This window comes from Spirochaeta lutea, assembly GCF_000758165.1.
In the GTDB taxonomy this organism is placed as follows: domain Bacteria; phylum Spirochaetota; class Spirochaetia; order DSM-27196; family Salinispiraceae; genus Spirochaeta_D; species Spirochaeta_D lutea.
The window spans coordinates 54,964-74,784 of the sequence record NZ_JNUP01000001.1 but is presented as its reverse complement, the minus strand read 5'-3'; the positions used below and the strand labels follow the sequence as shown (position 1 = coordinate 74,784).

The window sequence follows — 19,821 nt, the reverse complement described above, 5'->3', positions numbered from 1 at the left end:
CACGTATGCATCCGCGAATTTCTATAAGGGCTCGGTTTCTCCCAGAAGCTGAGCCTTTTTATGCAACAAGCCATTCTTCGGGTATGGATCTGATCGCTGTCCTGGATCAGGGGATTGTATTGAAACCGGGGCAACGAGGATTAATTCCTACCGGGTTGTTCTTGGCTGTTCCGGATGGCTACGAGGCTCAGGTCCGGCCGCGATCGGGGCTCGCCATAAAACACGGGATTACCTGCGTGAATAGCCCCGGTACGATTGATGCAGATTATCGAGGCGAGATAAAGGTTATCATGATCAATCTTGGGGATTCCGATTATACCGTTGAACCAGGTATGAGAATTGCGCAACTCGTGTTTGCTCCCGTGGTTCAGGCAACCCTCCAGTACAGTTCCCTGGAGGGACTCGAGGAAACCGAAAGGGGCTCCGGTGGATTTGGTTCAACCGAAGATGCAATCAGAAAATAGACGCTCCTGGAGTTCGGTTCTGGTTCGGTACACCATTAAAGAGTTCCTTTTTTCGTTTACCGTAGCCTTTCTGTTTTTCATTGTCATTTTTTTTGTAAACCAAATCCTAGTCATTGCCAGGGATAGGCTCTCGGAAAATGTTTCTATAATTGATACCCTGCGACTCATAGTATTCGCCATGCCTGCCATTGTTGCACTCTCCTTTCCCTTCGGTACCCTGCTTGCCGTGCTCATGACCACCGGGAAATTGGCCTCGGATAATGAAATCCTTGCCCTGCAAGCATCCGGCATCAGTCTTCCCAGGATATTTATACCGCTCATGGCGGTGGGGCTTCTCTTTTCCGGGATCTCTTTCGTAACAAATGATTACTTCCTTCCCCTCGGCACCCTGCGGTATACCCAACTGTACCAGGAACTTCTATTTAGCAACTCTGAGTTGGTGCTCCAGCCCAATTCTATTCAACGGTACGATGAATCAACGATTATCACCGGGGATGTGAGGTCCGGAATTGTTTATCAGGTAGTGATTTTAGATCAGGGGGAGGAACAGACGAACAGAATCATCTCCGCCGAAACCGCTCAGATTATTAGGAATGCAAAACAGGACGGGGTTATCTCCCTCTCCCTGGGGGGGGTAACAATTCATGAGGCTGATATTGAGAATCCCAGGGATTACACCCTCACCACCTCGGATACCATGGTGTATTCCATCCTGCTCAACCAGTTAACCAGCAGTATCCGAAACCCCAGCGCCCGGGAAATGAGCAGTCTAGATGTTTACGATTTAATACTAGCCAGGGAAGGGGTGTTGCAAGATCGCTGGTTGAGGGCCGATCGAGAGATAGCCCTGGCCCTTAGCCGGTTAATCAGTGCCTACCACAGCGGTGGTGATGGCCCTCAATTGCAGGGGCTGATTACCCAGATCGATGATCTTCGGAACCAGCCACGGGTCGACCGGACCCTCCAACTGTATAAAATCGAATTTTGGAAAAAGTTCTCCATCCCCTTCGCGTGTTTTACCTTCATCATCCTCGGTTTTCCCGTAGGCCTCATAGCCAGGCATAACGGGCGGGCTGTAGGCTTCGGTATTGGTGTGCTCTTTGCGGTGGTCTATTGGGCGCTTCTCTTAGGCGGCGAGGCCCTGGGGGTGCAGAACCTCAGAATTCCGCCAATGGTAGCTATGTTGTTTCCGAATGTGATGATGGTTTTGGCAGGTGTCATCCTCTACACCGTGAAAACCAGGAGGTAATCCATGCTCCGAACCCTTTCGCGCTTTATTCTTTTCCATTTTTTACAGATATTTCTGGTCTCTCTGTTGTTTTTCGTACTCATAATCGAATTGGGCGATCTCTTCTCTAATCTGAACCGCTACCTGACCCTGGAGGTTCCCTTTTCAAGGATCATGGAGGTGCAGTTACTATTCCTTCCAAAGAGCCTGCAACTCAGCCTGCCCATCGCGCTCTTATTCTCCGTATCGTTTTCCCTGGGGATCATCTATTCTAATAATGAACTTATAGCGGTCTTCGCCGCCGGGATCCCCCATATCCGGTTTGTCCTTCCTCTCATCATTCTTGGAGGGTTGCTGAGTGTGGGTAGCTTCTATTTTGAAGAGGGAGTAGTAATACAAACCCTTGAACAGAAAAATGAGCTCAGTGCCGTGCTACTACGACGTTCGGCCAGCTTGAATTCGGCGAATGTAACCCGCCTAAGTGATGCCGGTCGGGTTGTGTACCAGGCTGCATACTATAACCACTCCGAGAAGAGCCTGTCCGAGGTTAGCGTGCTCGTTCGGGATGATCGGGGAAACCCGGTTCAGCGGATTATCAGTAGCCTTGCACGCTGGGACGATTCCCAGGGAGCCTGGGTGTTTGAGAATGCATGGATCTACAATGTGAATATTCATGGAGAGTTAGAGGGTGATTCTATTTTTCATACCCAGTATTCCAGTGAACTGCTCACCAAGCCTCCCGAGGATTTCCAGCGGCTCAGGGATTCCATTGAGGATATGACCATTTCGGAAGCACGAGAATGGATCTCCGTGTTAGAGAGCTCCGGCTTGCCACCCCGCAAAGAGTTAACCCAGTACTATGAGCGCTATGCCTTTGCCCTCACTCCGTTGATTGTCATGGTTATTAGTTCAGCCATAGGCGGGAACTTTAAGAAGAATATCCTCCTCCTAAGCTTGCTTGTGTCCTTGGGAGTCTCTGTTGTATATTATGTCATTCAAATGGTCGGCGGGCTTTTGGCTGAGACGGGTCTCATTCCCCCTTGGGTAGGGGCTTGGATAGGAGTATTCCTTTTTTTGCTCATTGGAATCACCCTGCTGGCTCGTGCAAAAACGTAATAAACCTTAGGATAGTATTGTGAATCAACCCATATTTACCCTGAAACACAGGGATGAGTTTTGTCAGGCCAGACGGGGAGAAATACAGCTGCCCCACGGCCGGGTGCAGACACCGGTGTTTATGCCCGTAGGAACCCAGGGAACTGTTAAGGCCTTAAGTCATCAGATGGTTGAAGATATTGGCTTCGAGATCATTTTAGGGAACACCTACCACCTTTATCTGCGACCGGGAACAGAAGTTATTGCAGACTTCGGCGGGCTCCATGAGTTTTCCACCTGGAACCGAAATATCCTCACAGATTCTGGTGGATTCCAGGTATTTTCTCTTTCACCCTTTCGTAAAATCACCGATGAAGGCGTACAATTTCGCAGCCATATTGACGGTTCTAAGCATATGCTTACCCCTGAGTCAGTCGTAGAGATTCAGAGAGTATTAGGCTCCGATATTCAGATGGTTCTTGATGTCTGCACCGAACACGGGATCGACAAGAAGAGTGCTCATAAAGCATTGACCACTACCACCCGCTGGGCAAAACGCGCCAAGGATGCCTGGCAGCAGAGCCTCGGGGACTACCGGGGCGCTGCCTTCGGTATCGTCCAGGGGAACTTTTTTGAGGATCTCAGGGCGCAATCCGCCCAGGAACTTTCAGAGCTTGATTTTCCCGGGTATGCCATCGGAGGACTGTCCGTAGGAGAACCGCCTGAGGTGTTTGAGCATTTTCTACACTACACAGCTCCGCTGCTTCCTACAGGTAAACCGAAGTATGTTATGGGAATCGGCACCCCTGACTACATTCTCTCCGCAGTGGAAGCGGGAATTGATATGTTTGACTGTGTATTCCCCACCCGGGTCGCCAGAAACGGCTACTTTTTTAGCAGGGATGGCAGGATTAATATTAAAAATGAACGGTACCGCCGGGATACCCAGCCTATAGATTTGGATAGCCCCATATCCATGTACTCCCGGGCATATCTCCGGCACCTCTTCAAGGCGGGGGAGATGTTGGGTCCCATGTTAGCAACCAGACACAACCTCTGGTTTCTTCATACCTTCATGACGGAGATTCGAACCGCTATTGAAGAGAACCGGTTTCTAGAATACAAAAATACATTCCTCGAGCGCTATGGAAGAGGGATGGGGAATACGATATGAGCGACACCGCAAAAACATCCCTTCAGTCAACCTCCCGCTCCACGTTTATCGTGATGGTTTCAACCCTGCTCAGCCGTCTCCTTGGATTTATCAGAATTGCCCTGGTAAGCATGTTTTTTGGCGGGGACGGGAAGGCTGATATCCTGAATCTTGTATTCACCGTACCCAATAATCTGCGGAAGCTCCTGGCCGAAGGCGCCCTATCGTCGGCTTTTATTCCCGTACTCACCGAATCGATGGTTACCGCCCCGGACGGTTCAAAGGCCCGGAGGATAGTCGGAAACCTCCTTGCCTTTCAGTTGGCAATTCTTGTTCCCTTCTTGTTTCTAACGATTATCTTCGCCCCCCAGGTATCTGCGATTATCTTCAATTTCCCCGACCCAGGCGATCAGGCCCTGGCTGTAGACCTCTTCCGCTGGCTGATTTCATATATCCTGTTGATCTCCATCGCCTCGGTGCTCATGGGAACCCTCAATAGCTGTAACCACTTCCTTGTCCCTGCCATCACCCCCGTATTGTTTTCAGTTACCGTAATCGGCTCGATCATATTCCTCCATGAATCGCTGGGGATTTTTTCGATGGCGGTGGGGGTGCTCACCGGCGGGTTTGCCCAGATACTGGTCCAGCTTCCAACGTTTCGGTCCTACGGATTCTCCATTAAACCAGATTGGAATTTTTCTAATCCGGAATTCAGGAAGATCCTCCGGTTCTGGGGGCCTGTCGTGTTATCCTCTGCGGTCTTCACCGTGAACCAACAGATCGCTGTTCGTTTCGCCAGCGGCCTCGAGCCGGGAAGCGGTACAGCCCTTAGCAATGCCCTGGTCTTTTGGCAATTACCCTTTGGGATTTTCTCAGCCAGTGTCATAACGGTTCTCTATCCTCGGATGAGTCGGCAGACTGCCCTGGGTGAGACCCAGGGGATCCGGCAGACCCTTACCTTCGGTCTCCGGGCGTTATTCGCCCTCCTTGTACCCTCTGCGGTTCTCCTTATGCTTCTCGGGAAGGAAATAATTGGACCCGCCTTACAGCGCGGAGCCTTTATGCCCCACCATACAGCCATGGCCGCCGAGGTGTTATTATACCTAAGCATCGGATTGTTTTTTTCTGCCAGCGGGAACCTATTTCAACGGTTCTTTTATTCGAGAAAAGACTTTAAAACACCGATCTACAATGCATTACTAATCCTAGTACTGGATGTAGGGCTTTCGCTCTGGCTGAAGGAGACGGTCCTCCGGGTTGCCGGACTAGCCTTGGCGAATAGCATTGCTGCAGGGGTTGGCCTCTGGTTTCTCTTCATCCGCGCCCGCAAGGATCTTGGCGGATTGAATCTCAGAGGGTTTCTACCCACCTTTTGGAAGACCTGTGTTTCTACCCTCCTAATGGCTGGGTATATTGTCGTACTCAACGGGCTAGTGTTTCCTGCAGATTGGTGGGCCCTGGGCAGCACCGGATTGAATTGGCTCAGAATTCTTGTTATCGGTATAGGTAGTGTACTCATCATCGTTGTATCCTATATTATTCTAAAAGTGGAGGTAGTGAATCTTGCTTTCAAGAAACGATTGCCACCCCAATGACAGCATAAAAAGATCCCTCATTCCCCTGATTACGGTTGTGTTTGTTCTCCTGGCACGGGCGCCGGGGTTTCCACAAACAGATGACGGGGCTGCTGGGGAATCCCAGGATCAGACCGAACGTAGTATTACCGAGGCTCGCGAAAAACAGGAGGAGATTTGGCGTCAGACCCTCCGCTTTGGGATTGATTCCGAGGTAATTGCTACCATAGATGAAATTCAATCTGAAGAAATTGTTGATCTCTATGATGAAATTGCAGACATTTTCGAAGATTCGCGGTCCAGCGTTCGAGAAAAGATCATAGATTTCTTCATTGAAGTGGAAGATTTTAGATTGTACCCGGAGGTACAGCGGGAATTACTATTTTACCAGGATGTGAGTGATAATCTCGTTATCAGATACCTTTCCTTCATTAAAAATGATGAGCGTCCTCTCACGAAAGATCTATGGGATGTTATTACCGAGATCCTCCAGGGCTCGAATAATAACCTTATAGCTGCGGTCATCCCCATAATCGGAGAAAAGGGAGACCCAACGTACAGTGATACCCTAAAAGAATTATACGAGAAAGATCGCCAAAGTACCTCCATTAAAGCGCAGATTCTGCGTTCATTGGGTACCCTCTCAGTGCCGGAAGACCGGGATTTTCTTGAAGAAAGTGCCACCGATGCTAGTGAGGAAACCCTATTACGTCAGTCTGCCATAGAGGCTTTAGGGCTGATGGCGGATAAGGAGTCGTTACCGGTATTGAAGGAATTGGTAGAGTCAGATGAGGTGCTAATCCGTACCTCAGTGATGAGTTCCTTATCAAATTTTCCCAGGGAAGAAATTTCTCCAATCTTTTCTGACGGTTTGAAGGATTCCTATTGGCGGATTCGGCAAGGCATACTCAGGAATCTACGTGACAATCCGATACCGGAGTTGGAGCCAGCAGTAGGGTTTGTAGCACAACGTGACCCGGAACGAGTTGTGCGGCTGACTGGCTATGAAACCTTGACTGCTTATGACAGTGACTATGCATGGAGTATAATCCTTGAAGATGCAGAATCGGGAACCACCCCGGAGGCAATTCGAGTGCAATTATACAGCTACCTTGCTGAAAAGAAGTTCAGCTTCGGTAAAACCCTGCTCCTTAAGATCATCGAAGAGGAGTGGGAAAAACCGAACTCACGAATTCTAGACGCAATCTGCAAGGCCCTATCGGAAAGCACTGATCCAGAGGCCGTTCCCGTGTTCGAACGGATGTTGGATCATGGTGAAATAACGATTAAGATCTATGGCATTCGGGGTTTGTCCAATCAGGGAGGGGAGAGCCATAGAGAACGAATAGATGGATTTCTGGCTGATGGTCAACACCCGGCTATTCAGCGTGCTGCTGAACGTGCGTTACGAAGGATAGAATAGCGACTAACCCTCACAATAATCCGTGGAGGAAAAATCGCATTTTGCGAGTCAAAACCTTGCACTACGCTGTAGGTTGTGTTACCTTCCACCTAACACCACCATATATGGTGGTGCAAGGGAGGTTTCATGAAGACTGAGAAAAAGATAGCTGTTGGAAAGCTCGATCTCCAGCACCAGCCTGAAGCAGTATATACAGCTGCAGGAGGCAAGGGATTACCCGGCCAGGTGTTAAAGCGGGACGGCCGAAAAGAGCTCTTCGATCCAAGCCGAATTAAAAATGCCCTTGACCGTTGTTTTCTGAGTATAAAGCAGCAGAGCCAGACCTCAACCGAAGAATTGACCCATCAGGTTGTAAACGTCGTCGCTGCTAAATTTGACCTGCCAACAGTTGAGCAGGTCCAAGATATAGTTGAGATGGTTCTCCAAGCTGCAGGCGAATACGAGGCTGCTAAGGCGTACATCTTATACCGCGCAGAGCATGAAAAAATGCGGAAGGTACGCCCGGTACCTCCTGAAGTGAAAACTGCTTTTGATGAATCAGACGTGTATTTCCCTACGCAAATTCAAAAGTTCCAATTTTATGATAAATACTCCAGGTTCAACTATGATCTCGGTAGAAGAGAAACATGGTTAGAAACCGTGAATCGGGCCGTGGGGTACCTGAAGGAAATCTCTGAGAACAAGCTATCTCAGAAGGACTATGATCGGATTCAGAAGGCAATCCTTGAAATGAAGGTAATGCCATCTATGAGGCTTCTGGCTATGGCAGGTGATCCGGCCCGCCGAAGCAATATCGCCATTTACAATTGTTCATACCTTCCTGTTGATAGCATTGATTCGTTTGTCGAGGCCCTCATCATAAGTATGAACGGTTGCGGAGTTGGTTACAGTGTGGAACGGCATTACATAGAAAACATGCCAAGAATCCTTCGACAGACGGGAAAACACCGCGGATCATACGTTGTGCAGGATACCTCAGAGGGCTGGTCGGATGCCTTACGGACCGGACTTGAAACCTGGTTCGCCGGTGAGGATGTTGATTTCGACTTTTCAGAGGTACGACCCGCCGGAGCCCCGCTTAAAATTAAGGGCGGTAGAGCCTCAGGACCGGAACCCCTGCGTCAGATGCTGAACTTCGCGAGAGAACGCGTAATGGCTCGTCAGGGAGGGTTTCTGACTTCCCTCGATGCCCACGATATCATGTGTGCTGTGGGCGGCGCTGCGGTGAGTGGTGGTGTACGCAGAACAGCTATGATTTCCCTATTCGATTATGACGATCAAGAGATGAGACACTGCAAGGACGGCGACTTTTGGCAAAAGAACGCTCAGCGCTGGAACGCCAATAACTCGGCGGTGTGGCCGAACCGCGAGCTATCCCAGCAGGAAATCGCTAAGTTTGTATTGGATATGGTCACCTCGGGTAGGGGAGAACCCGGTATCTTCAATCGGAGAGCCGCTGTTGAGAACAGACCGGAACGCCGGGCGTATGCCGAATTCGGCACAAACCCCTGCGGCGAGATCATTCTCCGCCCCTTCCAATTCTGTAATCTGACCAGTGCCATAGCCCGGCAGGATGACACCTTTGAGTCACTCAAAGACAAGGTAGAGGTGGCAACGATTCTTGGAACCATTCAATCCATGGCTACGAGCTTCCCAGGCCTGCGTCCTCAATGGAAGCAGAACTGTGAAGAAGAACGCCTCCTCGGGGTGGATCTAAACGGACAATTGGATAGTCCTGTATGCCAGGATCCGGATGTTCAGAGCAGACTCCGGTATGTAGCCGTTGAGACAAACCGTGTTTATGCTCAAAAGCTTGGCATTAACCAATCTGTTGCAGTAACCGCTGTTAAACCCTCAGGAAACTCCAGCCAGCTGCTGAACAGTTCCTCAGGCCTCCATGCCCGCTGGGCCCCGCATTATATCCGGAACGTCCGGGTTGGAGCTCATACCCCCATCTTCAAGGTCCTTCAAGATGAGGGGGTTCCGATGGATCCTGAAAACGGGCAAACCGTGGAAAATGCTAATACCTGGGTCGCTCATTTCCCGGTTAAAAGCCCTGAACACGCCATTACCAGGAATACTCGGGATGCTATGAAACAATGCGACTACTGGCTGCAGAATAAAATTCACTACACCGAGCATAATCCCTCGGTTACCATTACCTATAAATCAGATGAGGTTATTGATATCATCAAATGGATCTGGGATCATCAGGACAAAATCGGCGGTATGGCCTTTCTTCCTGCGGTAGATGCGCAATACGATCAAATGCCCTACGTTGAAATCACGGCCGATGAATATCAGCGCTTGACAAAAGATTTTCCCCATATCGACTTCTCGAAGATTTATAGGTACGAGGAACGTGATTTAACAACCGCCGCTCAAGAATTGGCATGTATGGCCGGCCAATGTGATATTTAATAGTGGTAACAAACCTATCGGTTGTACCGTCCCTCTCGAATGGGCATAGAGTGTAAGCGAACCGAAGGGGCGGGATGAACACCGCCCCTTCGGTATTCCCGGCGTACTAGCGATGTAGGAACAAGAATGACAGACAAGAAGCCGATACTTTATATGCTCATCTCAGCCCTATCCTTCGCGGTTATGGGCTTCTTTGTTAAAAATCTGAGTGGGGTTGCTCTCCCCATTAAAATCCTATTCAGAAACGGGGTAGTGTTTATCATTATCCTCGGACTACAGGTCTATGCACGCAGACCGGTTACTGAACTTCTTGGCCGTCCTGGTAACAGACTGCTCTTACTGTTTAGAGGACTAGCTGGTACTCTTGGTATTCTTGGGTATTTCTACAGCCTTCAATACCTAAGCCTTGGGGATGCCAGTATGCTCAATAGGTTGTCTCCCTTTTTTGTTTTACTGTTTGCTTTCTTATTATCCAAGATCCGACCTCGGATGGTTCAGATCCTTGCTTTGGTGTTGGCCTTTACCGGCGCTGTGCTCGTATTGCAGTCGGCTCAACAAACAACCGGTAGTATACAGCTTGCGGCCGGTATAGCGGGGGTATTGGGTGCGGCCGCAGCGGGACTGGCCTATACTATCATCGGAAAAATAGGCTCCAAGGAAAACCCCTTAGCCATCATGGCCTATTTCGCGGTGTTCAGCTTTATTTCCACCATCCCTTTTCTTATTAGTCTCTCCGGACCGACCCAGTCTGAGTTTTTCCAACTTCTTGTTTTAGGACTCCTAGCTGGAGTAGGACAGTGGTTTTTAACCCTGGCATACCAACGGGGGAACCCCAATAGGGTTTCAATTTTTAATTATGCGAATATCGTATTCTCAATGATCATAGACGGTCTGATACTCTCCTCCATGCCGAGTATTTTTAGTATACTCGGCGGTATCGCAATTATCACCGGGGCATTAATATCGTGGAAATGGGGATGACATGGAACTCAAACAGAAGCAACAGAAAACGATCCGAATCATCATCACCGGCGGAACCTTTGATAAGCAGTATGATGAACTACGTGGTGAGCTTACTCTAAGAAAGACCCATCTTCCTGAAATCCTTAAGCAGGTACGGTGTACCATTCCCATAACATTGGAAATCAACCAGCTCAAAGATAGCCTTGAAATGGTCGAGGAAGATCGGCGTAAAATCATCGATGCCTGTGTATCCTCTGAGGAGGATTGGATAATAATCACCCATGGTACCGATACCATGGATGTGACCGCACGAACACTGCTGTCAACCTTCCGAGGTAAAGAAAAAACAATCGTGCTTACCGGAGCCATGATACCCTACTCGGTTAGTGGATCTGATGCAATCTTTAACCTGGGTTGCAGTATCTCTGCCGTCCAACTCCTTCCGCACGGAGTATACGTATGTATGAACGGTAAGCTATTCCCCGCCGAGACAGTAAGAAAAAATGTCCACCTCGGTATATTTGAGTAGGCTCTACAGAACCACACCGCTGCTAGGGTCCTCAAAATCTCAGGTTACTAGCTCTTGCGCACCCTACAACGGGTTAAGCTGATGTCTTTGATGGTGGAGAAAAAATGAAACTAGAGTCATATATTGTAAATGCTTTTAGTGAGAACCTCGCTGAAGGAAATCCTGCCGGCGTAATCATTTACAAAGAGAGCATTCCAGATGAATTAATGTTAAAAATTGCGATAGATATGGGAAAGTCTGAAACCGCTTTTATCAGAAGAATAAATAATACAGAATATACTATTCGATGGTTTTCTCCAAATAAGGAAATGACGTTATGCGGTCATGCCACACTTGCTGCTAGTAAAGTGCTTTTTGATACCTTTAATTATAGATATATCACCTTTAAAAGCTTTGCAAATCAATACAATGTAGAAATAAAGCAAGATGAATCTATTTCCATGAAATTTCCACTAGATGATTATGCTCCACTTGAAAAACAAGAAATCTACAATGATTTTTTTGAAAACATTGAAATTGAAGAGTGTTTTTATGGAACAAAAACAAAAAAAGTTGTTCTAGTAATTAAAGAAAATTGCAATATAAAATTAATTAAGCCGAAATATGAATATATGTTTCAAAATAAAGGTATCTATTCAAACGGAATTGGAATAACAAAAAAAAGTACTAGTGCTGATTTTGAAACTAGGTATTTTAACCCTTGGGCGGGAGTTAATGAAGATCCGGTTACTGGTTCAGTTCATACTCTATTAGCGAAATATTGGGGTGATACGCTAGGTAAATCACATCTAATTGCCAAGCAGGTCTCATATCGCCCAGGAATTATTAATCTAGAGATAGACTCAAACTATGTTCATATTTCCGGAAAAGCAAAAATAGTGTTCCAAGGGAAGCTTACTATATAGGGTAAAAAAAAGGTAATGCTCACCTTAGCCACATTGTCCCTGGATACCGTTACGACGTGCGTTTCGAATTGTTATTACGGACCCAATCAGGGCGAAGGGTATTCTTAGCAATCGACCCCAACCCCTGACTCAGACATTAAGGCCGTAAATAAGAGGCTTTCACCGTACATAATACAGCGGTTTCGACCCAAGTCTTTTGCCTTATATAACGCTGAATCTGCATTTTGAATAAAATCATCCATTGTATCAGGAACCTGATAGCTAAGGGTCGCACAGCCAATACTTACCGTTACCCGGAGGATTTCATCCCTATACAGAACCTCTGTCTCCTGAATCCTGCGGCGTATCCGCTCTGCAGAGTTCCAGGTCTTTATTCTATCGCTGTGGAGGAGGAGGACGGTAAACTCCTCACCGCCGAAACGGGCGACCACATCCCCGGTCCGGACGGAATCCCGGATACATTCGGCAATACTGATGATCACCTCATCGCCTGCAAGATGACCGTAGCGGTCATTGAAGGTCTTGAAATGGTCAATGTCTAGAATCAGCAATCCAATATCGCTGCGGTACCGTTCAGCGTTAGACCATTCCTCATGGAGTCGCTTCATAAAAAAAGAATGGTTATAAAGACCGGTCTTTACATCGGTCACTGCGTTTTGGTAATTCATGATATTCTGGATGGCAATCGCAGTGAATTTCATCAATCTGTCAATGTAGCCAATCTCTTCATCGATGTACTGGGATTCGAGTAATTTGGGCCCGAATATAATAAGCCCGTATAAACCCGCCATGCCGATAACCGGCACAACAATCTGTGGATGGTACTCCTTCAATGGTTCTAATAACTCCGGGTGGTTGAATTGGTATTCAAAAAGATCAAAATGGATGGTATTAGGAAAACGCAGGAAAAAATCCTCAAAGGGCTTGATACTGTCCATCACAATGGTAGTGTCACGTTTACGAAGGTTTTTATAACTAAAAACCTTCGCTCCTGTGTTCCTATCATGAAGAACCACCGTGAGGTCCGTTGGTATGAACTTATTCGAGATGCAGCTGACAATATAGTCCATGAGACCATCGATGGTTTTCTGCGAAAAAATCCCTGAAGCCTCCTGTAAGAGCTCTTCAAGATCCCGGATCTGGTATTTCAAATCCTCAATATGATCAAAGACACCGAGGTTTTGCAGGAGTGGGTAATTTTGGAGAACCTCGGGACGTTCCGAAAAGCGCTTCGCAGCACTTTGATTATTCGTCACAGTCCTCACCATCCTCGTGGACATGTCCATGCTCCAGTTCTTCCTGGCTTGCTTCACGGATATCTGTTATTTTCGCCCATACGGTTAGAGTCCTTCCCGCGAGAGGGTGATTTGCATTCACGGTGATCAAATCATGTTCTGCCTGGGTAACCGTACAATACCGAAGTTCGTCTTGTATCTCTGCCTCGAATTCGAGGCCGACTTCAACCTCTATATGATCGGGAAATTCCTTCCGAGGTATGGTGAAAACCATCTTCTCGTCATAGTCGCCGTAGGCTTGGTCTCCGCTTAGGGTAAGCTCAACCCGCTCACCAAGGCTCTTACCTTCCAACGCAGCCTCAAGCCCTGGCATCAGGAACTTGCTTCCATGCAGGTATGGCAAGCGCCCATTCTCAGCCGAGGAATCTAGTACTGTGTTGTCCGAAGCATCGCGTAATTCATAATCCAATGTTACTACTCTATTGTTCTCTACCTTTTTCATGAAGACCTCGTTAATTAAGAATTGTTTATGTCTGAGTGACTGTTTCGAACCCAGGTGATTAAATCATCCGGGGGCAGGGGCTTTGAATAGAAGAAACCTTGAACCTCATTACACCCCATGGATCTAACGAGTTCAATTTGTTGCTGGTTTTCAACGCCTTCGGCGATTACTCCCAATTCCAGTTGCTGCGCAAGCTGTATTACTACCTCAGTAAGCACCTTGGACCGGCGGTCGGTTTCAAGGTTGAGAATAAAGCTTCTATCAATTTTTAAGCGATCGATGGGCAGCCGAAGCAGGTAGTTAAGCGAGGAAAATCCCGTACCAAAATCATCAATGGCGATCCGCATCCCCAGGTCCTTTATTTTTTTCAATAAGTCGATGACCCTCTCAGCATCCTGCATGACGAGAGATTCGGTAATCTCAATCTCTAGTAAATCGGGTTCGATCCCATAGTCTCGTATAACATGGGATAAAAAGGGTAAAAAGTTCGGATTATGAACCTGGCGCATGGATACGTTGATCGCCATCCGGGGTTTCCACGAGGGATCACCCATGGCATGCCATTCCAAGGCCTGCCTGCATGCCTCGGAGAAAACCCATCTTCCTATATCATTTATTATTCCGGAACTCTCCGCAACAGAAATGAAATGGAACGGCGGGACGATTTCCCCTGTGGGTCGTTTCCACCGTATTAACGCTTCGGTGCCTACGGTTTGACCCCGGGTTAAATCTATTTGCGGTTGGTAGTGAAGAATAAACTCTTTGTTCAACAACGCTGGCTTCAGATCCTTTGAAATTAGCATCCGCCGGTGAATGGTATCCTTCATAGCTGATGAAAAATACAGAAATCTGCTGCGTGCACTAGATTTTGCCCGTTTCATGGCAATATTAGAGTTTTTAACAGCCTCAGCGCCGGTTTCTACATCTTGGAGGTGAACTAACCCCAAAGTTATTCGGATGGGAAAGGGGGTTTCGGAAATTAAGAATGGCTCCTCGAAGAGGCTTAGAATCATTTGAGGTCGTAGTAATCCCTCAGGGCCAAGAATTCCAAAGGTATCCCCGGCTATACGTGCTATGACAAAGGATCCGGTATAATTACTTACCAGCCGTTCCGCCACTGCTTTAAGTAAGGCATCGCCATGTTCATGACCAAGGCTATCGTTTAGTTCCGAAAAATCATCAATGTCCAGCATAACCACTAGTTGGTTTACGTTGCTTGACTTGAGGGTAGAATCGATAATCTCTGTGAACCTTGTTTTATTTGGAAGGGCGGTCAGGGGATCAAAAAACGCGAAGTTCTCTAAGTTTTGTACCAATTCAATGTTACGGAATCCTACACCGAGATTGGCTGCAAATACCTCAAGTAATCGCTGTTTTCCATCATTTAATACGGTATCAAGAACGAGATAAATTGCATGCCATCGGTCTTCCACACCAGAAATGAACAGCAGCGCCTCATCATTCCTAAACCATGAGCGTTTTTTCTCTAATTTTGGAACAAGGTAATCAATAACTCCCCGGTTTTGGTCTTCAGGATCTCCCTGGGCATTCATATTGACATCCAGGAAGGGAGGGTCCCCAAGGCTATAGAGAAGGGAAGTACTTTCACTTGAGAGGGGCAGCCTTCCTTGGAGACAAGCAGCCGAAAGAATTGATGTATCCAAAATGGAACCGATTTGACGAATCAACGCTGCTGAATACTCTCCCAGGGAATGGATGCTTAGTAACTCAGAGGAGGCCCTGATAATCTGCTGAAGGCCGAGCCGGCTTTCTTCGATCCGTTTAATCTGATCATAGGATCGTAATGCAGTTGTAATGGAGGTTATAAGGCGCGTCCGGGTCAGCTCCGACTTCATTTTATAGTCGTTTATATCGTATTGCTGAATGACCTCGAGCTCTGGGGCGTATCCCGGTTGACCGGTACGGAGAATTATTCGAATTTTCTGGTTCCCGAGATCTTCCCTAATCGCCTTGATTAAAAAAAGACCGGCATCATCCCGTTCCATCACTACATCTAATAACAATGCGGCGATATCGTCAGTCGTTTGTAGGATCTCCATAGCCTCGGCTGAGGTGAAGGCATGGAGGAACTCTAAACTCCTTCCGTGAACCAGAACATGGGAGAGGGCGAGGGTGGTAACCTTATGAACTTGTTCATCATCATCAACAATTAAAATTTTCCAGGTGGTGTCATCTTTCGGTAAATCAACGGCATCAGGAGTCGACTCATCGCTAAATACGAGTAGATCATCGGTGACTTGATCGTGGCTGCTATTCAAATGAAGATCCTCCCCAGACAAGTGTAACAGAAGAAACGGCATTTTACCATGAATGTTGGGTGTACCACAGCTTATGATGAGCTCTGTAATGGTTTTCGGAAAATTCGTGGAAACACCAAAACCCAGGTCAGGGTTAACAGTATGACTGAACCCCAGAAGGGGACTGTCCAGAATGTGCTCCCAAATTTCTGAGTACCGGGTATGAGATCGGAAACCACCCCCGCCAGGGTATTTCCAACTAAGCTTCCCAATCCCATAAACACGAGGTTAATCAACTGATGAACACTGCTCCGGCTCTCGATGTCTGTGTGGCTATCAATAAATACCGTAGCCCCCGCGTAAAAGAAGCCAAATACCAGGCTATTTAATCCCACAGCGAAGAATACCAGGACGGGATGGGTTCCATAGCCAAAAATCGCGAATCGTGCCACCTGAGCAATCAATCCTATTGAAAAAACGGTTCTAAACCCGAATCGTTTTAGCAATCGTCCGAGGAAAAAGAGGGCAGGAACCTCAGCGATCTGCCCTATGGTGAGGATGGGACTGATCTGAGCCTGGGAAAACCCTATCATGCTAAGATAGGGTCCAGCACCGAACACATAAAATCGATCAGAGATCCCCGACACAAAATACACCATCATCAGCAGCAGGATCTCCGGTCGTCCCAAGACAGCCAAAGCCTCCCGGGGAATCATATCCTTCAGGCTTCGTGGAACCGAAACAGGCTTAGGTTTTCCCGGAAGGATCGCAGCAAACAGAAGGGTCAAGAGGGATCCTAGCGCAGCAATTCTGAAAGCCCATGGAAGCAGGACAGAGGTCCCGGAAGCATCACCCCCCAAGACCGAGAGTAGATGCCCCACCAAACCGAAGGACCAACCGGCGACCATCCATCCCAGGGTCCCAAACATCCGTACGCCGCCGAAACTTTTTGTGGGTTCGGGTAGGTTCGCAAAGGTAACGGCGTTTACAAGCCCTACCGTTGGTCCCTGGGTGATCATAAAAATAAAATAACTCAGCAGGACGAGGATAAAATTATCCTGGAAAGAAAAAAACACTCCCGCACCTGCCGAAACGCCATGGAGCACCATCAGCAGCCTGCGGGCGGAAAGAATCCGGTCCACCACCAGGGAACTCAGCAGCGGCGCCAGAATAGCCGACACCACAGCGAACGAAAGTATTAATCCGGTTTGGGTTCCTGAAAAACCAAGATGTTGGGTAAAATAGAGACTCTGTATAGGATTGAACGCCCCAGCGGTAAAAAGCTGGAAAAACATTATCAAATTGAGTATTTTTTTAATTGGTTTTTGCATACCCTGTTATACCAACAGTTTCAGGAAAGGTAAATAATCTTGATTAGAAAAAACGCAGACAAACCAGCCACCCTCTTATGTATCATCAATCCGGCGGCAGGCCGGCGGAGGTGGCTTACCCTGACAATGCATCGGCTCACCGCCTATGCAGAGCAACACAACATCACCCTGCAGATTGAGTACACCAGGCACCGAGGGGATGGCGGAAGGATCATTCAAAGCTACCGGGAAGGTAAGGATGCCGTGGTTGTGTTGGGAGGAGATGGAACCGTGCGGGAAGTAGTGGAGGGGATGATCGACAATCCCTTGCCCATACTTATCATTCCCCACGGAACAGCGAACGTACTATCCAAAGAGTTATTTATTCCCCAGGATCCGGTTAAGGCCCTGAGTCTATGGAGAACCGGACGAATCAAACACATTGACCTGGGAATGATAAACGAGCATCCCTTCGTTCTCATGGTTTCCTCGGGCATAGACGCGTTAACGGTCCACAGTGTGTATAAGGCGGAAAAAAAGTTCTTCGGGAAGTTTGCCTACGTGCTCGCGGTTCTCCGGACCCTCACCAGAAGAAAGCCGCCCCTCACAACCCTTGAAATATATGATGACGACTTACAAAAGGTCGTCGTAAGCGGCTATCAGGTAATTATTTCCAATGGAAAATACTACGCCGGGCGCATTGTAATAAACCCAACTGCCAGTTTGAATAGCGGGTACCTCCACGTCATGGTCTATAAACAACCCGGGATCGGCGCTCTGATTACTATGATGTTCAATGTGTTGAGCGGTCAGAGCCAGCATCTCAAGGATCTTCATCAGTACAAAGCCAAGCAGGTGGTTATAAAAACGCGCCGGCGTCGTTTCTTACAGTTCGACGGTGATCGACTGGATGAAAAGGGAGGAACCGTCCAAGTTCTTGCATCTCGCTTACCCGTGGTTGTGCAGTAGCGGTCATTGGTCCCGTTTTTTTGCGATAGAATCCAGGGTAGGCAGCAGTCCTCCGCGTTTCGCGGTAAACCTTGTAAGCATACGATCCACCAAATCCTGGGAAGCAGTAAGTTTAGAGTCAAGATTCTGCAGATCCTCAAATAATCGCTTTAAGCTGCGGGTCAGCTCATCGCTTAATTCCAACAGCGCTTCGGTTCTGCCGTCCTTGGAATCCTGTAACCAGAGGGTATTAACGATCTTAATGGTGAGCAAGAGACTGCTGGGGGAGCAAATAATGATTCTCTTGGAAAAAGCGTACTCCAAAATTCCGGAATCCGAGGAGAGGGCTGCAGCAAGCGCTCCTTCTATCGGCATGAAAAGCAATACAGCCTCAATGCTCGATGACTTATGAAGCAACTCATAGTGTTTTTCTCCCAAGGACTTAATGTGCCCCCGTATGCTCCCAACCAGACGCTTCGTTGCAGCAGCCCGCTCCACCTCTTGCGATGCAGCGATAACATCCATATAGGACTTAAGACTTACCTTCGCATCGATTACCAGGAAACGCTCTTTTGGTAGGGTGATTACAACGTCCGGCCGGAGAATCGTTCCTCCTCCCAACCGGAAGCTTTTTTGAAGCTCAAAATCTCTGCCTGCTTCTAACCCCGCAGACTCAAGCAATCGTTCCAGAACCATCTCACCCCAGATCCCCTGGGATTTGTTCTGACCTTCCAGCGCCCTGGCAAGATTATGAGCCTCCTCGGAAAGGGTCTGATTCAGGTTCACCAGGTTCTGAAGCTCCCGTTCGAGTCCCCCTTTAAAAAAGGCCTCATCCTTCTGCCTGCTATGCATGGTTTGATTGAGCTGAGTTAATTCCCGAAGTACCGGCGATAAGTGTTGCTGCAGAACTTGGATCTGCTGGCTGGTAGAGCTGTGTTCCTTTGACTCGAGAAGCTCTAAGGTTTTGCGGGGCAATACGCTGGTCAAGTATTCTCGAGTCTCGGAAAAATCTCTGCTCTGTTCAAGACGCAGCTCACGTTCTATTTGAACTTGGTTTTTCAGTTGGGCCGATATCCCCCGGTTGAGCAGCCAGAGGATAAAGAACAGAACAGTTAACACCCAACCAAGAATGAGGAACGGAACCAATATCCAATCCATTTTGTACCTAGGAACGAGTCTTTAATGCCTTGACGGCTTTTTCTAGTTCCTCAACGAAACGGTCCACATCTTCTTCATAAATCATAATCTGAGAGCGGTCAAAATCCTCATTCACATTTTTTCGGCTTTCTACAATATTGAGAAACTTATCTCCCCGACGATTCTCCTTCACATTGAAAAAGAATGTCCGTCGATCAGATATCACCCTCGTAGAAAAAATTTCGCCACGTACGCCCATGTATGCATCCCTTTCCTGTTACTGAAGACTTTCCATGGCTTCTTGTACCGCCGGATCCTCATAATATGAGTAGATCTTCATCATGGAAGTTGCTAATTTCTCATCGAGAGCTTCAAGTTCTGCAGCGATATCGGCCACTTCTTCGGGTGGTTCCTGCATATCAACGATTTCCGGGTATTTTTCCTCAATGGCGGTCATCTTCGGACCAATCTCATTCAACGCCTCACCCCAAATGACGATAACCGAGGCTACCTCTTCAGCGGTTTCCGCCCCGTCAAGTCCATCAATCAAATCCTGCTGAACCTCGAGTATTTCTTCCATTACCTCGCGAAGTTCATCATAATCCCCAGCAAATACACCCGCTATACTAAGGAATACTAACATAAGAACGGCAATACTTTTCTTTACCATACTATC

At 47.7% G+C, this 19,821-nt stretch carries 18 protein-coding genes; 11 read left to right on the top strand and 7 right to left on the bottom strand.

Annotated elements, in window-relative coordinates; genetic code table 11:
- Positions 1–5 precede the first annotated feature (5 nt).
- From dut to DC28_RS00330, 10 genes are all read left to right on the top strand, one after another.
- Positions 6–464 (top strand): dUTP diphosphatase, encoded by a 459-nt coding sequence (gene dut / locus DC28_RS00375; protein ID WP_052078265.1) that lies wholly within the window; start codon positions 6–8, stop codon positions 462–464.
- Complete coding sequence (locus DC28_RS00370; RefSeq protein ID WP_037544477.1) at positions 448–1,713, top strand: LptF/LptG family permease; 1,266 nt, start codon at positions 448–450, stop codon at positions 1,711–1,713. The genes dut and DC28_RS00370 overlap by 17 nt, the downstream gene beginning before the upstream one ends.
- 3 nt (positions 1,714–1,716) lie before the next feature.
- The gene (locus DC28_RS00365) at positions 1,717–2,808 is read left to right on the top strand and encodes an LptF/LptG family permease (protein ID WP_037544475.1); all 1,092 of its coding nucleotides are present in this window, start codon (positions 1,717–1,719) and stop codon (positions 2,806–2,808) included.
- 19 nt (positions 2,809–2,827) lie between these two features.
- Positions 2,828–3,961: a tRNA guanosine(34) transglycosylase Tgt gene (tgt, locus tag DC28_RS00360; RefSeq protein ID WP_037544474.1), complete on the top strand. Its 1,134-nt coding sequence runs from the start codon at positions 2,828–2,830 to the stop codon at positions 3,959–3,961.
- A complete protein-coding gene (gene murJ, locus DC28_RS00355; protein WP_037544473.1) occupies positions 3,958–5,535 on the top strand; it encodes a murein biosynthesis integral membrane protein MurJ in 1,578 nt (525 codons plus the stop codon). Before tgt ends, murJ begins: the two co-directional genes overlap by 4 nt.
- On the top strand, positions 5,504–6,937 hold the full coding sequence (locus DC28_RS00350) for a HEAT repeat domain-containing protein (protein WP_037544472.1): 1,434 nt from the start codon (positions 5,504–5,506) through the stop codon (positions 6,935–6,937). The genes murJ and DC28_RS00350 overlap by 32 nt, the downstream gene beginning before the upstream one ends.
- 126 nt (positions 6,938–7,063) lie before the next feature.
- On the top strand, positions 7,064–9,358 hold the full coding sequence (locus tag DC28_RS00345) for an ATP cone domain-containing protein (RefSeq protein WP_037544471.1): 2,295 nt from the start codon (positions 7,064–7,066) through the stop codon (positions 9,356–9,358).
- A 126-nt stretch (positions 9,359–9,484) separates the two neighbouring features.
- Positions 9,485–10,339 (top strand): DMT family transporter, encoded by an 855-nt coding sequence (locus tag DC28_RS00340; protein WP_037544470.1) that lies wholly within the window; start codon positions 9,485–9,487, stop codon positions 10,337–10,339.
- 1 nt (position 10,340) lies between these two features.
- Positions 10,341–10,850 (top strand): asparaginase domain-containing protein, encoded by a 510-nt coding sequence (locus DC28_RS00335; RefSeq protein ID WP_037544469.1) that lies wholly within the window; start codon positions 10,341–10,343, stop codon positions 10,848–10,850.
- Positions 10,851–10,954: 104 nt separating this feature from the next.
- Positions 10,955–11,755, top strand: a complete 801-nt coding sequence (locus DC28_RS00330) for a PhzF family phenazine biosynthesis protein (RefSeq protein WP_037544468.1) — start codon at positions 10,955–10,957, stop codon at positions 11,753–11,755.
- A 104-nt stretch (positions 11,756–11,859) separates the two neighbouring features.
- Here the strand turns inward: DC28_RS00330 and DC28_RS00325 are convergent, their stop codons facing one another.
- The 4 genes from DC28_RS00325 to DC28_RS00310 form a co-directional block, all read right to left on the bottom strand.
- On the bottom strand, positions 11,860–13,011 hold the full coding sequence (locus tag DC28_RS00325; protein ID WP_037544467.1) for a GGDEF domain-containing protein: 1,152 nt from the start codon (positions 13,009–13,011) through the stop codon (positions 11,860–11,862).
- Positions 13,001–13,492 (bottom strand): FKBP-type peptidyl-prolyl cis-trans isomerase, encoded by a 492-nt coding sequence (locus DC28_RS00320; protein ID WP_037544466.1) that lies wholly within the window; start codon positions 13,490–13,492, stop codon positions 13,001–13,003. The genes DC28_RS00325 and DC28_RS00320 overlap by 11 nt, the downstream gene beginning before the upstream one ends.
- 14 nt (positions 13,493–13,506) lie before the next feature.
- Positions 13,507–15,771, bottom strand: coding sequence for a GGDEF/EAL domain-containing response regulator (locus DC28_RS00315; protein WP_052078263.1), 2,265 nt, complete (start codon positions 15,769–15,771; stop codon positions 13,507–13,509).
- Between the two features lie 71 nt (positions 15,772–15,842).
- Positions 15,843–17,081: an MFS transporter gene (locus tag DC28_RS00310; protein ID WP_037544465.1), complete on the bottom strand. Its 1,239-nt coding sequence runs from the start codon at positions 17,079–17,081 to the stop codon at positions 15,843–15,845.
- 39 nt (positions 17,082–17,120) lie between these two features.
- On the opposite strand from DC28_RS00310, the gene DC28_RS00305 reads away from it, so the two are divergent.
- The gene (locus DC28_RS00305; protein ID WP_162180170.1) at positions 17,121–18,029 is read left to right on the top strand and encodes a diacylglycerol/lipid kinase family protein; all 909 of its coding nucleotides are present in this window, start codon (positions 17,121–17,123) and stop codon (positions 18,027–18,029) included.
- A 3-nt stretch (positions 18,030–18,032) separates the two neighbouring features.
- Here DC28_RS00305 and DC28_RS14995 read toward each other — a convergent pair whose 3' ends face one another.
- The 3 genes from DC28_RS14995 to DC28_RS00290 are packed head-to-tail and all read right to left on the bottom strand — an operon-like array spanning position 18,033 to position 19,815.
- The gene (locus tag DC28_RS14995) at positions 18,033–19,127 is read right to left on the bottom strand and encodes a DNA recombination protein RmuC (protein ID WP_162180169.1); all 1,095 of its coding nucleotides are present in this window, start codon (positions 19,125–19,127) and stop codon (positions 18,033–18,035) included.
- 46 nt (positions 19,128–19,173) lie between these two features.
- Positions 19,174–19,404 (bottom strand): DUF3276 family protein, encoded by a 231-nt coding sequence (locus DC28_RS00295; RefSeq protein WP_037544463.1) that lies wholly within the window; start codon positions 19,402–19,404, stop codon positions 19,174–19,176.
- Positions 19,405–19,422: 18 nt separating this feature from the next.
- The gene (locus DC28_RS00290) at positions 19,423–19,815 is read right to left on the bottom strand and encodes a hypothetical protein (RefSeq protein ID WP_037544462.1); all 393 of its coding nucleotides are present in this window, start codon (positions 19,813–19,815) and stop codon (positions 19,423–19,425) included.
- Between the last annotated feature and the right edge of the window lie 6 nt (positions 19,816–19,821).

What these genes read in the sequence shown, in the direction of transcription:
- dut (WP_052078265.1), top strand. Translation starts at nt 6, where the DNA reads ATGCATCCGCGAATTTCTATAAGGGCTCGGTTTCTCCCAGAAGCTGAG.
- DC28_RS00370 (WP_037544477.1), top strand. Translation starts at nt 448, where the DNA reads ATGCAATCAGAAAATAGACGCTCCTGGAGTTCGGTTCTGGTTCGGTAC.
- DC28_RS00365 (WP_037544475.1), top strand. Translation starts at nt 1,717, where the DNA reads ATGCTCCGAACCCTTTCGCGCTTTATTCTTTTCCATTTTTTACAGATA.
- murJ (WP_037544473.1), top strand. Translation starts at nt 3,958, where the DNA reads ATGAGCGACACCGCAAAAACATCCCTTCAGTCAACCTCCCGCTCCACG.
- DC28_RS00345 (WP_037544471.1), top strand. Translation starts at nt 7,064, where the DNA reads ATGAAGACTGAGAAAAAGATAGCTGTTGGAAAGCTCGATCTCCAGCAC.
- DC28_RS00340 (WP_037544470.1), top strand. Translation starts at nt 9,485, where the DNA reads ATGACAGACAAGAAGCCGATACTTTATATGCTCATCTCAGCCCTATCC.
- DC28_RS00335 (WP_037544469.1), top strand. Translation starts at nt 10,341, where the DNA reads ATGGAACTCAAACAGAAGCAACAGAAAACGATCCGAATCATCATCACC.
- DC28_RS00330 (WP_037544468.1), top strand. Translation starts at nt 10,955, where the DNA reads ATGAAACTAGAGTCATATATTGTAAATGCTTTTAGTGAGAACCTCGCT.
- DC28_RS00320 (WP_037544466.1), bottom strand. Translation starts at nt 13,492, where the DNA reads ATGAAAAAGGTAGAGAACAATAGAGTAGTAACATTGGATTATGAATTA.
- DC28_RS00310 (WP_037544465.1), bottom strand. Translation starts at nt 17,081, where the DNA reads ATGCAAAAACCAATTAAAAAAATACTCAATTTGATAATGTTTTTCCAG.
- DC28_RS00295 (WP_037544463.1), bottom strand. Translation starts at nt 19,404, where the DNA reads ATGGGCGTACGTGGCGAAATTTTTTCTACGAGGGTGATATCTGATCGA.
- DC28_RS00290 (WP_037544462.1), bottom strand. Translation starts at nt 19,815, where the DNA reads ATGGTAAAGAAAAGTATTGCCGTTCTTATGTTAGTATTCCTTAGTATA.